18 protein-coding genes are annotated in these 15,223 nt (G+C 60.8%); 14 read left to right on the forward strand and 4 right to left on the reverse strand.

Annotated elements, in window-relative coordinates; genetic code table 11:
* The first annotated feature begins 60 nt into the window (after nucleotides 1–60).
* Nucleotides 61–246 (forward strand): hypothetical protein, encoded by a 186-nt coding sequence (locus AC1RBR_RS14335; RefSeq protein WP_007964653.1) that lies wholly within the window; start codon nucleotides 61–63, stop codon nucleotides 244–246.
* 151 nt (nucleotides 247–397) lie between these two features.
* Entirely contained in the window at nucleotides 398–685 is a 288-nt protein-coding gene (locus tag AC1RBR_RS14340) for a hypothetical protein (RefSeq protein ID WP_095136105.1), read from the forward strand.
* A gap of 3 nt (nucleotides 686–688) precedes the next feature.
* Here the strand turns inward: AC1RBR_RS14340 and AC1RBR_RS14345 are convergent, their stop codons facing one another.
* Together AC1RBR_RS14345 and AC1RBR_RS14350 are read right to left on the reverse strand one after the other, a co-directional pair.
* The gene (locus AC1RBR_RS14345; protein ID WP_027612691.1) at nucleotides 689–919 is read right to left on the reverse strand and encodes a hypothetical protein; all 231 of its coding nucleotides are present in this window, start codon (nucleotides 917–919) and stop codon (nucleotides 689–691) included.
* Nucleotides 920–991: 72 nt separating this feature from the next.
* Nucleotides 992–1,348 (reverse strand): hypothetical protein, encoded by a 357-nt coding sequence (locus tag AC1RBR_RS14350; RefSeq protein ID WP_095136107.1) that lies wholly within the window; start codon nucleotides 1,346–1,348, stop codon nucleotides 992–994.
* Nucleotides 1,349–1,560: 212 nt separating this feature from the next.
* On the opposite strand from AC1RBR_RS14350, the gene AC1RBR_RS14355 reads away from it, so the two are divergent.
* The 4 genes from AC1RBR_RS14355 (at nucleotide 1,561) to ada (ending at nucleotide 3,945) form a co-directional block, all read left to right on the forward strand.
* Complete coding sequence (locus AC1RBR_RS14355; protein WP_041064472.1) at nucleotides 1,561–1,863, forward strand: DUF1883 domain-containing protein; 303 nt, start codon at nucleotides 1,561–1,563, stop codon at nucleotides 1,861–1,863.
* A gap of 30 nt (nucleotides 1,864–1,893) precedes the next feature.
* A complete protein-coding gene (locus tag AC1RBR_RS14360; RefSeq protein ID WP_456019732.1) occupies nucleotides 1,894–2,064 on the forward strand; it encodes a hypothetical protein in 171 nt (56 codons plus the stop codon).
* Nucleotides 2,065–2,126: 62 nt separating this feature from the next.
* Nucleotides 2,127–2,792 (forward strand): DNA oxidative demethylase AlkB, encoded by a 666-nt coding sequence (alkB, locus tag AC1RBR_RS14365; protein ID WP_492567241.1) that lies wholly within the window; start codon nucleotides 2,127–2,129, stop codon nucleotides 2,790–2,792.
* An 85-nt stretch (nucleotides 2,793–2,877) separates the two neighbouring features.
* Entirely contained in the window at nucleotides 2,878–3,945 is a 1,068-nt protein-coding gene (gene ada, locus AC1RBR_RS14370; RefSeq protein ID WP_492565097.1) for a bifunctional DNA-binding transcriptional regulator/O6-methylguanine-DNA methyltransferase Ada, read from the forward strand.
* Here ada and AC1RBR_RS14375 read toward each other — a convergent pair.
* Nucleotides 3,942–4,400 (reverse strand): GyrI-like domain-containing protein, encoded by a 459-nt coding sequence (locus tag AC1RBR_RS14375; protein WP_115984802.1) that lies wholly within the window; start codon nucleotides 4,398–4,400, stop codon nucleotides 3,942–3,944. The two genes, ada and AC1RBR_RS14375, sit on opposite strands and share 4 nt — an antisense overlap.
* Nucleotides 4,401–4,460: 60 nt before the next feature.
* On the reverse strand, nucleotides 4,461–5,444 hold the full coding sequence (gene acuI / locus AC1RBR_RS14380) for an acrylyl-CoA reductase (NADPH) (protein WP_166495865.1): 984 nt from the start codon (nucleotides 5,442–5,444) through the stop codon (nucleotides 4,461–4,463).
* Nucleotides 5,445–5,632: 188 nt separating this feature from the next.
* Here acuI and AC1RBR_RS14385 point away from each other — a divergent pair, with 188 nt between their 5' ends.
* The 8 genes from AC1RBR_RS14385 (at nucleotide 5,633) to AC1RBR_RS14420 (ending at nucleotide 15,132) form a co-directional block, all read left to right on the forward strand.
* Nucleotides 5,633–8,095, forward strand: a complete 2,463-nt coding sequence (locus AC1RBR_RS14385) for an autotransporter (protein ID WP_492565098.1) — start codon at nucleotides 5,633–5,635, stop codon at nucleotides 8,093–8,095.
* 101 nt (nucleotides 8,096–8,196) lie between these two features.
* Nucleotides 8,197–9,261, forward strand: a complete 1,065-nt coding sequence (locus AC1RBR_RS14390; protein ID WP_492565100.1) for an NAD(P)H-dependent flavin oxidoreductase — start codon at nucleotides 8,197–8,199, stop codon at nucleotides 9,259–9,261.
* Nucleotides 9,262–9,430: 169 nt separating this feature from the next.
* The gene (modA, locus tag AC1RBR_RS14395; RefSeq protein WP_492565101.1) at nucleotides 9,431–10,198 is read left to right on the forward strand and encodes a molybdate ABC transporter substrate-binding protein; all 768 of its coding nucleotides are present in this window, start codon (nucleotides 9,431–9,433) and stop codon (nucleotides 10,196–10,198) included.
* The gene (gene modB, locus AC1RBR_RS14400; protein WP_047598540.1) at nucleotides 10,199–10,879 is read left to right on the forward strand and encodes a molybdate ABC transporter permease subunit; all 681 of its coding nucleotides are present in this window, start codon (nucleotides 10,199–10,201) and stop codon (nucleotides 10,877–10,879) included.
* Between the two features lie 3 nt (nucleotides 10,880–10,882).
* Nucleotides 10,883–11,962, forward strand: a complete 1,080-nt coding sequence (gene modC, locus AC1RBR_RS14405) for a molybdenum ABC transporter ATP-binding protein (RefSeq protein ID WP_492565103.1) — start codon at nucleotides 10,883–10,885, stop codon at nucleotides 11,960–11,962.
* A 69-nt stretch (nucleotides 11,963–12,031) separates the two neighbouring features.
* Nucleotides 12,032–13,060: a DNA topoisomerase IB gene (locus tag AC1RBR_RS14410; protein WP_492565104.1), complete on the forward strand. Its 1,029-nt coding sequence runs from the start codon at nucleotides 12,032–12,034 to the stop codon at nucleotides 13,058–13,060.
* Between the two features lie 146 nt (nucleotides 13,061–13,206).
* A complete protein-coding gene (locus AC1RBR_RS14415; RefSeq protein WP_492565105.1) occupies nucleotides 13,207–14,832 on the forward strand; it encodes an ABC-F family ATP-binding cassette domain-containing protein in 1,626 nt (541 codons plus the stop codon).
* A gap of 69 nt (nucleotides 14,833–14,901) precedes the next feature.
* On the forward strand, nucleotides 14,902–15,132 hold the full coding sequence (locus AC1RBR_RS14420) for a hypothetical protein (protein ID WP_095136127.1): 231 nt from the start codon (nucleotides 14,902–14,904) through the stop codon (nucleotides 15,130–15,132).
* Nucleotides 15,133–15,223: the final 91 nt, after the last annotated feature.

A 15,223-nucleotide genomic window follows, 5' to 3' on the forward strand; every position in this document is an offset into this window, starting at 1 on the left:
CCACAATGTGAGGATTTGTCGGTATCATGGCGCCTTTGAACCAGCGAACGAGACTGATAGATGGCCGCGGTAAAAATCATCAACGGGTATGTGATCGACAAGAAAGACGGCAAGTGGAACCTGACCACGACCAACGGCGAACACATTGCCGGGCCTTTCGACAGCGAGCAACTGGCGACGGACGTAGCGTCGGTGTTCACCGACACTCCAGCGTCGTCCAAGCGCCGTGGCAAGGATCAGGACTGATCCACTGCGACACATACCGAGCCCTGCCCTTGCGCAGGGTTTTTTATGGCCGGGCGAAAGATCCGTGCAAACAAGTGGCCAATCGCTATAACCTTTTCACTTGGGCGCTGTCAGAGCGCTTAGCCCCTCCCTCGCTGAAGACGACACATCTATGAACATGAACCGATTGCTGCCGCTGATTGCGGTACTGGCCCTGGGTGGCTGTGCTACCTCGCAAACCACCTACCTGAACAACGGCGAACAGGGCTTGAGCATCGATTGCTCCGGCGAAGCCAACTCCTGGGCCACGTGCTACGAAAAGGCTGACGCCTCCTGCGCCGGCACCGGTTATCGCATCGTCGGTACCGACGGCACACCAGCACCCAAGGAAAGCGACAAGACCCTGGGGGTCGATGTCGGCAACTACAAGAACCGCAGCGTGGTGGTGGTCTGCAAATAGACCCTACATGTGGATCTCGGCGAACTTGATCCCGAGCCCGCGCACGATCTCGATCAGGTCGTCGAGACGGGCGAAGGATTCGACTTCGTCGTTATCGTCCACCAGAAAATAGCTGCGACCGGCGCTCTTCTTGAAAAACACGATCCATTCGCCCGAATTCGCCGGATTCTGAATCACATGCGTGGCAGAGATAAGGCCCTCTGCATGCCGTTCCCGTACTTGCTCTCGCTTCATGCGCGACTCCAGAAATGAAAATGCCGTCACAGCATGGCTGCGACGGCATCGGTGCTGATGAGCGCTATTCTATCAGCCGGAAATACAGGCATTGGCGGCGTTTCGCACGTCATGCGGACGAACCGGCACATTGGACATGCGCTCATGCAGCTTGATGCTGCTACCGCCGGATCGGTCTTCGATATCAAACACCGCAGCCGCGCCAGTGGCAAATTTCCCGGGAACAATCACTCGCACGCCATCCTTGTGCGGCTGCATCTGCAGCGCGCCACGACTGCTGGCAAGCTTGTCCGCCAGGCACTGAGCATACTCATGGGGTTTCTTGCCGGAGATCACGCTCATGGTCGGCAGGGTTTCATTGATTTCGGAAACACTCGCGCAACCACCCAAAGCCAATATCAACGGCAGACACACCACACCCCACTTCATACAAACACCTCCCATAAAGACCGTCGGACAGCAGTAATGCCATTTTTCTCCGAGGCTCACTCCATTAAACCCGCATCGAATCGCGAATAACTGTTTTTAATTGTCAAAGCAGCGCTCGACGGCGGGATAATAACCCGTTCTGGCTGATAAACTGCGCCAATCGCACATGCTATCGTTTTGATTTAGTAGAAAAAGCCCTTCTGGAGGCGCCCATGAAATTCATTCACCAGCGCGAGCACCTCAACGAAGACGACATCGTCGTCATCCAGTGCTCGCAAACCTGCAACATCCGTTTGATGAACGACGCCAACTTCCGCGCCTTCAAGAACGGCGGACGCCACACCTACCACGGCGGCGCTTTCGACACGTTTCCTGCGCGCATCACCGCACCGAGCACCGGTTTCTGGAACATCACCATAGACACCGTCAGCCGTCGCGCCATCAGCGTCACGCGCAAGCCGACCCTGACCCACTCGATCAAGATCATCCGCCGCTCCAGCTCCAAACTCAGCTGAGTTGCCCCCAACGCAAAGGTAAGCACGACCGTGGCCCAAACGACCAAATACGTCATCAAATACAAGCTCAACGGCGAACGCCGCTTCGAGTTCGCGCAACTGGAAAACGGCACCGTGGAAGAAGCCAAGGCTGCACTGGACGCCATTCACGGCCAGACTGACGACGAGATCAGCGATATCGCCGTCAGCAAAGCGCTCTAAGTGCCGACTTGGGAGAAGTGGCATACCCTTGGCACTGTCTGTCACGAGGTTCAATGACCGCCATGCACCCGACCACCCTCGATCTGTTTGCCGACGACGCTCTCGAACAACAGCCCCGCGATGAACAGATCGGCGAGCAATCGTGGGTGTTGCGCGGCTTCGCCCTGCCGGTGATCGATGAACTGCTGCCGGCGCTGGATGGCATTCTCGCCGCAGCGCCGTTACGCCACATGATGACCCCGGGTGGCTTCAGCATGTCGGTGGGCACCAGCAGTTGCGGCGCGTTGGGCTGGATCACTGACCGCAGCGGTTATCGCTATAGCGCTGTGGATCCGCTGAGCGGCAAGCCTTGGCCAGACATGCCTGAGGTGCTGTCCGAACTGGCGCAGGCAGCGGCACTACGTGCAGGGTTTGCCGACTTCCACGCTGATTCCTGCCTGATCAACCAATATGTCCCCGGCGCGAAGATGTCTTTGCATCAGGACAAAGACGAAAATGCCTACGCGGCGCCGATCGTCTCACTGTCCCTGGGTTTGCCGGCGATGTTCCTGTTCGGTGGTTTTTTGCGCAGCGACAAGAGCCAGCGCATTCCTCTGCTGCACGGCGACATGGTGATCTGGGGCGGGGTTGATCGCTTGCGCTTTCATGGCGTGCTACCGATCAAACCCGGGCGGCATCCGCAGTTGGGCGAACGCCGGATCAACCTGACCTTGCGTGTCGCCGGGTGATCTGAAAGTTTGACCGCAAGGCCCGGAGTGTTACCAACATTGCTGCTGGTTAACCTGAATCAAACAGGTCAACGGACTACTCGCCATGAAAAAGCTGTCGCCAATCATCAACGTTGAAACCGATCCACGCTGGGCTGCCGTCGTTGCGCGGGATCCTCGGGCCGACGGGCAGTTTGTCTACGCGGTGAGGACCACCGGCATCTATTGCCGCCCGAGCAGCCTGTCGCGGTTGCCCAAGCCGCAGAATGTCGAATTCTTCGACAACGCCGAAGCCGCCGAGGCGGCGGGTTACCGCCCAAGCAAGCGCACCAGCAAGGATCAGACTGAAGTCGCCAGCCAGCACGCCGCGACCGTGGCGATGGCCTGCCGCCAGATCGAGTCGAGTGAAACAGTGCCCGCACTCAATGAACTCGCCGAAACCGCCAGCCTCAGTCCTTTCCATTTTCATCGGGTGTTCAAGGCCGCAACCGGCCTGACACCAAAGGGTTACGCGGCGGCGCATCGTTCGCGCCGGGTGCGGGAACGGCTCGCAGATGGCGGCTCGGTGACTGATGCGTTGTATAACGCGGGTTTCAATTCCAACAGCCGCTTTTATGAGTCAGCCGACAAAGTGCTGGGCATGAAACCCGGCGACTACCGCGCTGCTGGACGCAACAACGACATTCATTTTGCCGTTGGCCAATGTTCCCTCGGAGCAATTCTGGTGGCGCAGAGTGAGCGCGGCGTGTGCGCGATTCTGTTGGGCGACGATCCGCATCAACTGGTGTGCGATCTGCAGGATCAGTTCCGCAACGCAAACCTGATTGGCGCCGATGCCGGATTCGAGCAATTGATCGCCAAAGTGGTGGGTTTCATCGAAGCGCCAGCGCTGGGCCTCGACTTGCCACTGGATGTGCGCGGCACTGCGTTTCAGGAACGGGTGTGGCAGGCGTTGCGGGAGATTCCAGTAGGTCGCACCGCCAGTTACGCCGAAATCGCCCAACGCATTGGCGCTCCGACCTCCATGCGCGCCGTGGCGCAAGCCTGCGGCGCCAACCGTCTGGCTGTGGCGATTCCCTGCCACCGCGTGGTGCGTAGCGATGGCAATCTGTCGGGGTATCGTTGGGGCGTTGAGCGTAAACGCCAATTGCTGGAGCGCGAAACGCAGCCTTAGCGGACGCCGATGTAGACCGACACGGACTCGGGGCCGGTATAGGCCTCGAAATCCGTGGCGTAACGGCGCTGGATCTGCGGATTCTCTTCAAAGAACTTCCAGATCTTTCCCCAGGTCGAGATGACCGCGTCAGGCAACGGCCCCTGCGCTTCGAATACCAGATACTCGCCCGCCTCGATCAGGACCGACTCGAAGTCTTTGGTCGGGGCATTCACGGCGACGCCGGCAGTGACATCGAACTCACCCGAGGCATCCGACTCGTAACCCGAATACACGCCATAAATCGGCGAATTGGCTGACTTGCCGGGAATGGATTCCGCCAACTTCTCGCCGAAAAACCGGCCCCACATCGGGCCGATTTTCGCAGTTTCGGCTTGGTGCTCTGCGGCGTTGGTGGTGCGAACGCGCAGGCCGGCAACGGTAAAGGCGTCGATTTGCTGTCGTTTCAAATCCATCGAAATTACGGCTCCCTAATAGAAGTGCGGCCACACAGGGCCGCAATGACGCCTACTCTGTCAGCGATTGACGTCGACCACAACCCTGCCGCGAAGCTGTCCGGCCAGCAGTTTCGGCGCCGCGTCGATGGCTTCGCTCAGGGCGATTTCATGGCTGATCAAGGGCAACAGGGCGAAGTCCAGATCCTTGGCCAGACGCTCCCAGGCCTCGATCCGCCGAGCCTTGGGCTGGGTCACGCTGTTGATTCCGGCCAGGGTCACTCCGCGCAGAATGAACGGTGCCACCGATGCCGGAAAATCCATGCCCTGAGCCAGGCCGCAGGCCGCCACCGTGCCTTCGGCGCGGGTGCTGGCACAGGCGTTGGCCAAAGTGTGACTGCCGACCGAATCGATCACTGCGGCCCAGCGTTCCTTGGCCAGCGGTTTGCCCGGCTCCGACAAGGTTGCGCGATCAATGATTTCGCTGGCGCCCAGTTGCTTCAGGTACTCATGCTCGGACACCCGGCCGGTGGAGGCCACCACGCGATAACCCAGCTTGCTGAGCAGCGCGATGGCGAAACTGCCGACGCCGCCATTGGCACCCGTCACCAGCACCTCACCCTGATCGGGAGTGACGCCGTTACGCTCCAGCGCCAGAATGCACAGCATTGCCGTGTAGCCGGCGGTACCGATGGCCATCGCTTGCGCGGGAGTAAAAGCCTTGGGCAGCGGAATCAGCCAGTCGCCATTGAGTCGCGCCTTCTGCGCCAGACCGCCCCAATGACTCTCGCCCACACCCCAACCATTGAGCAGTACTTGATCACCGACTTTATAGGCAGGATGCGAGCTGACCTCGACCGTGCCCGCCAGGTCGATCCCCGGCACCATCGGAAACTTGCGCACCACCGGGCTGCTGCCGGTGATCGCCAGACCGTCCTTGAAGTTCAGCGTGCTGTACGCGACCTTCACCGTCACGTCGCCTTCAGGCAATTGCGCTTCGCTGATCTGTTGCAGGCTGGCGTGATAACCGCTGTCGTCTTTGTCGATCAAAATGCCGTTGAACATGGCTGCCTCTCAATCAATGGGTTCAAATCCTCGTGCCCTGAAATAACACAAAGCAACACATTGCCCCACCCGACTTTGCGCCAATTCATAAATCCGCCCGGTAATTCCAGAGCGGACGACTATGCTTTTTCGACGGTCGTGCTTTCGCTGCCCTCCTGCTGAAAGCGGCCCTGTCGATGGAGCTGACAATGTCTTACCCGCGCCCGTTGCTTGCGATGCTGATGCTATGTCTGCTGGCCGTTGGCAATGCCTGGGCAGCTCCTGCCCCGGCCACCAAAACTTCTGCGGCCGACACCGCCACGAGCGCCCCGACGTGGCCGCAAGTGATCACCAGCGGCAAGGCCAAACTGACCGTGTACCAGCCGCAACTCGACAGCTGGGATGGCTACACCCTCAATGCCCGGGCCGCCGTCGAAGCCACCGGCGCCGACGGCAAACCCACTTACGGCATAGTCCAGTTCAGCGCGCACACGCTGGTCGACAAGGCCACACGCTGGGTCGCGCTGGATCAATACAAAATCATCAAGGCCGATTTCCCTGCCGATGCCAACCAGGCCGATGTCTGGCTCGCGGCGTTGCAAAAAGATGCCGAAAGTCGCAAGAAAACCATTTCCCTCGATCAACTGGAAGCCGCCGTCGGCGTACTGTCGGCGGAGCAGAAGGCCGACAGCGCCCCACTGGAGAACACCCCGCCGGCGATCATCAGTTCCGACGTCCCTGCCCTGCTTGTCTACATTGATGGCGATCCGGTCTACAGAGCAGTGGACGCTACCGCGCTGCAACGGGTGATCAACACTCGCCCGCTGCTACTTGAGGACGCCGCAGGCAAGCACTACCTGCACGTGTTCGATGGCTGGATGGTTGCCGACAGCCTCAGCGGCGAATACACCCGCCTGACCACGCCTCTGGCCGATCTGGAGAAAGCCAGACAGGCGGCGATTCAGAGTCGTCAGGTCGATCTGCTGACCGGCCAGAGTGACCCGAAAGACAAGATCCCCAGCCTGGCCAAACCGCCGCAACCGAAAATCTTCATCGCCACTACCCCCACCGAACTGATCGTTACCGATGGTGCGCCGCAGTGGTCGCCGATTCAGGGCACCAGCCTGCTCTACGTGAGCAACACCACCGGGCACATCTTCAAGGAAATCGGCGACCAGAACAGTTACGTGCTGATCTCAGGACGCTGGTTCCGGGCGGCCGACATGCGCGGCCCATGGACGTTTACCCCGGCGGACAAACTGCCGGCAGATTTCGCCAACATCCCCGACGACAGTCCGAAAGAGAACGTCAAGGCCTCGGTCGCAGGTACGCCACAGGCCAGGGAAGCCGCGATCGCCGCGACCATTCCGCAAACCTCGGCGATCAAGAAAAGTGCAGTGAAAATGACCGCACCGCAGTTCGATGGCGAGCCGCAACTCAAGGCAATTAACAGTACATCGCTGCAGTACGTGGTCAACAGTGCCACGCCAATCATCCGGGTCGCCAACGACAGTTGGTATGCGGTGGAAAACGGCATCTGGTTCACCGCGACGTCGGTGAACGGGCCATGGGCCGTAGCCAGTTCAGTACCGGCGGTGATCTATTCGATCCCGCCGAGTTCGCCGATGCATTACCTCACCTACGTCAAAGTCTATGAATCCAGCGGCGACACCGTGGTAGTCGGTTACACCCCGGGTTATCAGGGATCGACGCTGGACCCGGCCACCGGTGTGGTGGTCTACGGCACCGGTTATCCGTATACGCCGTGGGTCGGCAGCGTCTGGTACGGGCCACCGGTGACCTACGGTTTCGGCGTCGCGATGCGCTACACACCGTGGACCGGCTGGACCTTGGGTTTCGGCTTCGGCTGGAGCTGGGGCGGCAACACCGTGGCGATGGGTTGGGGCTGGGGCGCTTATCCGTGGTGGGGCAATTACGGCTGGGGTTACGCTTGGGGCCCGCGCCTGTACCCCGCGCCGCTGGCCTGGGGCGGCGCCGCTTATGGATATCGCGGCGGTGCTGTGGCCTGGGGGCCCGGTGGCTGGGCTGGCACCACCGGCAACATTTATCGTCAGTGGGGCGACCGCGCGACCGTCAGCCGCTATGGCGCCGGCTACAACGCCTGGACCGGCAATCGCTGGGCCGGCCAGGTCGGCTCGTCCTATAACTCACGCACCGGCATTGCGGCGGCAGGCCAACGCGGCGCGGTACACAATGCCTACAACGGCAATTACGCGGCTGGACGCAGTGGTGAAGTGGTCGGGCCGAACGGTGGCGCCATTGCCGGTGGCCGGGTCACCGCAGGTAATGCTCGCACCGGCACCCAGGTCAGCGCCAATCGTGGCGCGGTGTACAACCCCAACACCGACAAGACCACGCAATACGCCGGCGTGAAAGGCCGCAACGGCGGCGCCGCCCGGGTCGGCGACAACGTCTATGCCGGGCGCGACGGCAACGTCTACAAGAAAACCGATAACGGCTGGCAATCGATGGTCAAGGGCAGCCCGGCCCGCACGGCGCCGGTCAACAACAATGCGCAGTTGCAGAACCTCAATCGCGAGTCTGCCGCCCGCAACTTCGGCAACCAGCGCACCAACAACTTCCACAACTCTTCGCAATTCATGAACCGCTCATTTGGGGGCGGCGGAGGCGGCGGTTTGCATCGACGCTGATCGCTGCATTGAAAATTCAGGCTGGCCCTGAGTCCGGTTTTGCTGTTAAAAAACCGGCTCTGCCGTCCCTGCCCCGCTTCATCGTTCGGAGAACCGCTTTCATGAGCCAATGGCCTGACACCCGCATCCTTGACCTGCTCGGCATCGAGCTGCCGATCATCCAGGCCCCGATGGCCGGTGCCACGACGTCGGCGATGGTAATCGCCGTGTGCAATGCCGGAGGCTTGGGTTCGATGCCGGCGGCGATGCTGAGTACCGAGCAATTGCGCGAAGAGCTGAAGACTATTCGTGAGCACACGGACAAACCGTTCAACGTCAATTTCTTCTGCCACCAGCCACCGGCCGCCGATGAACAGCGCGCGCAAGACTGGAAGCATCTGCTCGAGCCGTACTACCGCGAACTGGGCATCGACTTCGATGCACCGACACCGGTTTCCAACCGCGCGCCATTCGATGAGGCAGCGTGCGCAGTGCTTGAAGAATTTCGCCCGCCAGTGGTGAGTTTTCACTTCGGCCTGCCCGAGAAATCCCTGCTGGAACGGGTCAAGGCCACAGGTGCGAAAGTCCTCTCCTCTGCCACCACGGTCGACGAAGCGGTTTGGCTTGAGCAAAACGGCTGCGATGCAATCATTGCGATGGGGTACGAGGCGGGTGGTCATCGCGGGATGTTTCTCAGCGAAGACTTGAGCAGTCAGGTCGGTACCTTTGCGCTGGTTCCGCAGATCGTCGATGCGGTCAAGGTGCCGGTGATTGCTGCCGGGGCGATTGCCGATGCCCGCGGTGTGGCCGCAGCACTGGTACTCGGTGCGTCAGCGGTGCAAGTCGGTACCGCGTATCTGTTCACACCGGAAGCGAAAGTCAGCGCCTCCCATCACCAGGCGTTGCGCAGCGCCAAGGAAAGCGAAACCGCGGTGACCAATCTGTTCACCGGGCGCCCGGCGCGGGGGATTCTCAATCGGGTGATGCGCGAAATCGGCCCGATGTCGGCCAAAGCCCCGGCCTTCCCGCTGGCCGGTGGAGCCTTGATGCCGTTGCGCGCCAAAAACGAAGCGCAGTTCAGCAACCTCTGGGCCGGTCAGGCGTTCCCATTGGGACAAGATCTGAACAGCGCTGATCTGACCCGGCAACTGGCGCAAGGCGCCCTGGCAAAACTGGCTCGCAGTTGATCCAGTGAACAGGGTGAGACATGGCACCACCTCACCCTGTGTTCACCAGCGCTTCCTGTTTAGCGGCCTTTCGCTATATATTTCGCTATATAGCGTTTCACCTTTCGCATCGGTGCAGTTCACCTCCAACAATCACTGCCCTCTGCACTCGCCCTAACGGAGCCGTTACATGACCATTCGTGCCTCTCGTTTTGCCCCGACTTGCCTGGCCACCTTGCTTGCGGTATTCGCCTTCGGTACCGCTCAGGCTGATGAAGTGCAAGTGGCGGTTGCCGCCAACTTCACCGCGCCGATCCAGGCGATTGCTGCCGATTTCGAAAAAGACACCGGGCACAAACTGGTCGCCGCCTACGGTGCCACCGGCCAGTTCTATACCCAGATCAAAAACGGCGCGCCTTTCGAAGTGTTCCTCTCGGCGGACGACACCACGCCGGAAAAACTGGAAAAAGAAGGCGACACCGTCAAGGGTTCGCGCTTCACCTACGCCATCGGCACCCTGGCCCTGTGGTCGGCGAAAGATGGTTATGTCGACGCCAAAGGTGAAGTCCTGAAGAAGAATGAATACCAGCACCTGTCCATCGCCAATCCGAAAGCCGCGCCATACGGTCTGGCCGCTACTCAAGTGCTGGAAAAACTCAATCTGACTGAGGCGACCAAGGCGAAGATCGTCGAAGGCCAGAACATCACTCAGGCCTACCAGTTCGTGTCCACCGGCAACGCCGAACTGGGCTTCGTCGCGCTGTCGCAGATCTTCAAGGACGGCAAGGTCAGCAGCGGTTCGGCGTGGATCGTTCCAGCGAGCATGCACGACCCGATCAAGCAGGACGCGGTGATTCTCAACAAAGGCAAGGACAGCGCCGCCGCCAAAGCGCTGGTTGAATACCTCAAGGGGCCGAAAGCCGCTGCGGTGATCAAGTCCTACGGTTACCAGCTCTAAATGTCGCTGACGAGTGCCGACTTCGCGGCGATCTGGCTGACCCTGAAACTGGCGTCCCTGACCACCGCTATCCTGCTGGTCGTCGGCACGCCGATTGCCCTGTGGTTGTCGCGCAGCCGTTCCTGGCTGCGTGGCCCCATCGGCGCAATCGTCGCACTGCCCCTCGTGCTGCCGCCGACAGTGATCGGCTTTTATCTGCTGCTGGCGATGGGACCCAATGGCTTTCTCGGCCACTTCACGCAATGGCTGGGCCTGGGCACTCTGACCTTCAGCTTTACCGGGCTGGTAATCGGTTCGGTGATCTATTCCATGCCGTTTGTGGTGCAACCGCTGCAGAACGCGTTCTCGGCCATCGGCACCCGCCCACTGGAAGTGGCCGCAACCTTGCGCGCCAATCCGTGGGACACTTTTTTCAGCGTGATCCTGCCCTTGGCGCGCCCCGGTTTCGTAACGGCGGCGATCCTCGGCTTCGCGCATACCGTCGGCGAATTCGGCGTGGTGCTGATGATCGGCGGCAACATTCCCGACAAGACCCGCGTGGTCTCGGTGCAGATCTACGACCATGTCGAGGCGATGGAGTATGCCCAGGCCCATTGGCTGGCCGGGGCGATGCTGGTGTTTTCGTTTCTGGTGTTGCTGGTGCTCTACTCCAGCCGCAAGACCCGCGCGGGTTGGAGCTGATCGATGATTGATGCACGTCTGAAAATCGCTTATCCGGGTTTCAGCCTGGATGTCGATCTGCACTTGCCGGGGCGTGGCGTGACTGCGCTGTATGGTCATTCCGGGTCGGGCAAAACCACTTGCCTGCGCTGTATCGCCGGGCTTGAGCGAGCCGAGCAGGGTTTCATCCAGATCAACGACGAAGTCTGGCAGGACAGCGAACGGCGCATTTTTGTCCCGCCGCACAAACGTGCAATCGGTTACGTGTTCCAGGAAGCCAGTTTGTTTCCGCACCTGTCAGTGCTGGCCAACCTGCAATTTGGCCTTAAACGCATTGCCAAGGCCCAGCGCTTGGTCGACATGGCGCAAGCCACCGAACTGCTGGGCATCGGCCATCTGCTGGAGCGCCATCCGCAACATCTGTCCGGTGGCGAACGCCAGCGTGTCGGCATCGCCCGTGCGCTGTTGACCAGCCCGAAACTGCTGCTGATGGATGAGCCACTAGCCGCTCTCGACAGCCAGCGCAAAAACGAAATCCTGCCTTACCTGCAACGTCTGCACGACGAACTGGACATCCCGGTGCTTTACGTCAGCCACGCGCAGGATGAGGTCGCGCGCCTGGCCGATCATCTGGTGCTGCTCAGCGACGGCAAGGCCCTGGCCAGCGGCCCGATTGGCGAGACCCTCGCCAGGCTGGACCTGCCAATGGCGCTGGGCGACGACGCCGGGGTGATTATCGAAGGCCAGGTCAGCGCCTACGATGCCGATTATCAATTGCTCAGCCTGCAGCTGCCGGCCACTGAAATGAATATCCGTGTGACTCACGCACCGATGACGGTCGGTCAGGCCCTGCGCTGCAAGGTGCACGCCCGCGACATCAGCCTGGCTCTGCACAACAGCGAGGCCAGCAGCATCCTCAATCGCTTGCCGGTGACCGTGGTCAGCGAGCTGGCGGCGGACAATGCCGCGCACGTGCTGATTCGTCTGGACGCCGGTGGCACACCGTTGCTGGCGCGGATCACCCGCTTCTCTCGGGATCAGCTTGGCATCCATCCGGGCCAGCATTTGTGGGCGCAGATCAAGGCTGTCGCCGTGCTAGCCTGAATTGGTTGGCACGACGGCCACGGCGCGCGGTCAATCGCTGTAACAGAGCGATTCGCCAAGGACACCGCCATGCCCGACACCGCACTAGCCGACGTCTTACCGCCCGACCTGCATTACGTCGACGATACCCAACCCGGCCTCACCCGTAAAAAGCTGCGTGGCAAGTTCGCCTATTTCGATCCGGCCGGGCAGCGCATCACCGACCCTGATGAGATCAAACGGATCAATTCACTGGCAGTGCCGCCGGCCTACACCGACGTGTGGATCTGCGCCGATCCGCGTGGCCATTTACAGGCCACCGGACGCGATGCCCGGGGCCGCAAGCAGTATCGCTATCACCCGCGCTGGCGCGAGGTGCGCGATGCCGACAAGTACTCGCGCTTGCGAGAGTTCGGCATGGCGTTGCCGAAGTTGCGCAAACAGCTCGAAACCTTGCTGGACGCCCCCGGCTTCAGCCGCGACAAGGTCATGGCCACGGTCATCACGCTGCTCGACGCCACGCTGATTCGTGTCGGCAACACCCAGTACGCGCGGGACAACCGCTCCTATGGCCTGACCACCCTGCGCAGCCGGCACGTCGAGGTCAACGGCAGCGCGATTTTGTTCCAGTTTCGCGGCAAGAGCGGCATCGAACACCAGATCACCGTCAAGGATCGACGCCTGGCGCGCATCATCAAGCGCTGCCTGGAGATTCCCGGGCAGAATCTGTTTCAGTATCTGGATGAAAACGGCGAGCGGCACACCGTCAGCTCTCACGACGTCAACAGCTACCTGCAAACCCTTACCGGCGCCGATTTCACCGCCAAGGATTACCGCACCTGGGCCGGCAGCGCATTGGCCCTGGCGGTATTGCGCGAACTGCAATGGGAGTCGGAAGCCGAGGCGAAACGGCACGTGGTGGAGATGGTCAAGAGCGTGTCCAAACAGCTGGGCAACACCCCGGCGGTGTGCCGCAAGTGCTACATCCATCCGGCGGTGGTCGAGCGCTTCCTGCTCGGTGCGCTGGCCGAACTGCCACGCCCGAGAGTGCGCAAGGGCTTGCGTACAGAGGAAGTCGCGCTGGCGATGTTTCTCGAGCAAATGATGGACGCGCCTTGATCGAGGCGCACCGCTGATCTACGCTGGCGACCTTTCCCCTCTTCAGGACAACCGCAGAAAGTGAACAATCAAGCCTTCTGAAAATGTAATCGCGACACGCGCTGAAGCGCGACTGTCAGTCTTCACGATATTTTTCGGAGGTGCCGATGACTCACGTCTCGCGTACGCCTGCCCTCGTCTCGCTGAATCAAACAAGTTTTCAGTTCGCCAATGGCGAAACGATTTTCAACGACCTGAATCTGCAATTCGATTGCACCCACACCGCGATTGTCGGACGCAACGGCATCGGTAAAAGTGTGCTGGCCAAGTTGATTGGCGGACGCCTGCAACCGACTGCCGGCAGCGTCACCTGTACGGTGGCCATGGCCTATGTGGCGCAAACATTCACCGCCGACGCGGCGCAGACCGTGGCCGACGCCACGGGCACCGCTGCCGCTCTTCGCGCATTGCAACGGCTGCAGTCCGGCGAGGCGGCGGTGGAAGATTTTGACATCCTCGGCGAACGCTGGGATCTGCCCGAACGTCTGCGCCAATGGCTGGATGACGCGGGTCTACCGGACATTGCCCCCTCGGATTTGACCGAGTCGCTGAGCGGCGGCCAGCAAGCCCGACTGGCGTTGATCGGCGCCTTCCTGAGTCCGGCGCGCCTGCTGGTGCTGGATGAGCCGACCAACCATCTGGATGCCGCCGGTCGGCGCTGGCTGATGCGTGAGCTGCAACGCTGGCCTGGCGGACTGATCGTTGTCAGTCATGATCGGCAATTGCTTGAGCGGATGCAGCGTATCGTCGAGCTGACGCCATTGGGCGCCACGGTGTTCGGAGGCAATTTTTCCGCTTACCAGCAACAACGACGGATTCATCAGGCGGCAGCGCAAGCGACACTGGATCAAATCAGAACCGAGCGCCGGCGCGAGCAGCAGCGCTTGCAAAAGGAACACGACACCATCCAGCGGCATGCCGCCCGCTCTCTGCGCAATGCCAAAACCGCCAACGTCTCGGGCTTCGAACGCGCCGGCCTGAAAGGTGCCGCGAGGCAGATCATGGGCCAGGTGCGTCATGGTCATCAGCAGCGCAAATCCGGACTCGATGCGCGGGTGCGCGATGCCTACGCCAAAGTACTCCCGGATGATGCGGTGCTGATGAATCTGCCCGGCAGCGCAGTGCCCGCTGCGCGCAGGGTCTGTACGCTGATTGATGCGCGTGTGCCATGGTTGCCGGCGCAACCGTTCAACCTCGCGCTGAGCGGTCCTGTACGCATCTCCGTCAATGGTCCGAATGGCTGCGGCAAATCGACGCTGCTCAGGTTGCTCGCGGGTCAACTGCATCCCGCCAGTGGCGAATGCATCACCCATGTTCCTGCGGCTTATCTGGACCAGCATCTGCAGCTGCTGGACGACGGTCTCAGCGTCATCGAGCAACTGCTCGCGCTGCAGAGTCCGTTGAGTGAAAGCGAATTGCGCAGCCATCTGGCGCACCTGCAACTGGGCGCGCAGCAGGTCACTCGATCAAGTGCTTCACTGAGCGGCGGCGAACGCTTGAAAGCCGCACTGGCGGTGGCCTTGTGGGGCAAGACGCCTGCGCAACTGTTGCTGCTCGATGAGCCGAGCAATCATCTGGATCTGGCATCGGTTGAGGCTTTCGAACAGGCATTGCAGACGTTTCCCGGCGCAATTGTTGCGGTTTCCCACGACATTGAGTTTCTACAAGCGTTGAAACCGACGCACCGTCTGGATTGGCATGCCACAGAATGGCGGTTGCAACCGACGAACTGACTGTCTATTTTTTGCACGATTGGCCAAGGCTTCTATAGTTGATCTGACACCAATTGCTGTGGTGACGCCATGGAAGACATATTTGTCGTGAAGCACTGCAACAAGATCATCATTCACGGCCGCCGCGCCGGGGAAAGCGAGCACGAGCCCGCCGAGGCCAGCAGCTGGTTTCGGATCAATGACACCCGCACCGGCGGTTTCATCGGTGATGGCTACGATCTTGAGGAAGATGCCCGACGCGAATGCCAACGGCTCAATGCAGCCAGCTCGCTACTACCGGCGCGACGATCGGCCGGCTGATGCAATTGACAGGTGGGGTCTATACTCAAAGCAGCTGAAGGACCAGCGCTCCCCAACGGCAAAGCGCTCGCCGCCCGCGGGCTTTTTGCTG

The organism is Pseudomonas sp. GW823-FHT01D03, from assembly GCF_058798255.1.

Bases quoted from the DNA above. Each gene is read 5' to 3' on its own strand.
- AC1RBR_RS14410 (WP_492565104.1), top strand. From the start codon at position 12,032: ATGCCCGACACCGCACTAGCCGACGTCTTACCGCCCGACCTGCATTAC.
- AC1RBR_RS14390 (WP_492565100.1), top strand. From the start codon at position 8,197: ATGAGCCAATGGCCTGACACCCGCATCCTTGACCTGCTCGGCATCGAG.
- acuI (WP_166495865.1), bottom strand. From the start codon at position 5,444: ATGTTCAACGGCATTTTGATCGACAAAGACGACAGCGGTTATCACGCC.
- AC1RBR_RS14420 (WP_095136127.1), top strand. From the start codon at position 14,902: ATGGAAGACATATTTGTCGTGAAGCACTGCAACAAGATCATCATTCAC.
- modC (WP_492565103.1), top strand. From the start codon at position 10,883: ATGATTGATGCACGTCTGAAAATCGCTTATCCGGGTTTCAGCCTGGAT.
- AC1RBR_RS14355 (WP_041064472.1), top strand. From the start codon at position 1,561: ATGAAATTCATTCACCAGCGCGAGCACCTCAACGAAGACGACATCGTC.
- modB (WP_047598540.1), top strand. From the start codon at position 10,199: ATGTCGCTGACGAGTGCCGACTTCGCGGCGATCTGGCTGACCCTGAAA.
- ada (WP_492565097.1), top strand. From the start codon at position 2,878: ATGAAAAAGCTGTCGCCAATCATCAACGTTGAAACCGATCCACGCTGG.
- AC1RBR_RS14340 (WP_095136105.1), top strand. From the start codon at position 398: ATGAACATGAACCGATTGCTGCCGCTGATTGCGGTACTGGCCCTGGGT.
- alkB (WP_492567241.1), top strand. From the start codon at position 2,127: ATGCACCCGACCACCCTCGATCTGTTTGCCGACGACGCTCTCGAACAA.
- AC1RBR_RS14415 (WP_492565105.1), top strand. From the start codon at position 13,207: ATGACTCACGTCTCGCGTACGCCTGCCCTCGTCTCGCTGAATCAAACA.
- AC1RBR_RS14385 (WP_492565098.1), top strand. From the start codon at position 5,633: ATGTCTTACCCGCGCCCGTTGCTTGCGATGCTGATGCTATGTCTGCTG.
- AC1RBR_RS14375 (WP_115984802.1), bottom strand. From the start codon at position 4,400: ATGGATTTGAAACGACAGCAAATCGACGCCTTTACCGTTGCCGGCCTG.
- modA (WP_492565101.1), top strand. From the start codon at position 9,431: ATGACCATTCGTGCCTCTCGTTTTGCCCCGACTTGCCTGGCCACCTTG.
- AC1RBR_RS14350 (WP_095136107.1), bottom strand. From the start codon at position 1,348: ATGAAGTGGGGTGTGGTGTGTCTGCCGTTGATATTGGCTTTGGGTGGT.
- AC1RBR_RS14335 (WP_007964653.1), top strand. From the start codon at position 61: ATGGCCGCGGTAAAAATCATCAACGGGTATGTGATCGACAAGAAAGAC.
- AC1RBR_RS14345 (WP_027612691.1), bottom strand. From the start codon at position 919: ATGAAGCGAGAGCAAGTACGGGAACGGCATGCAGAGGGCCTTATCTCT.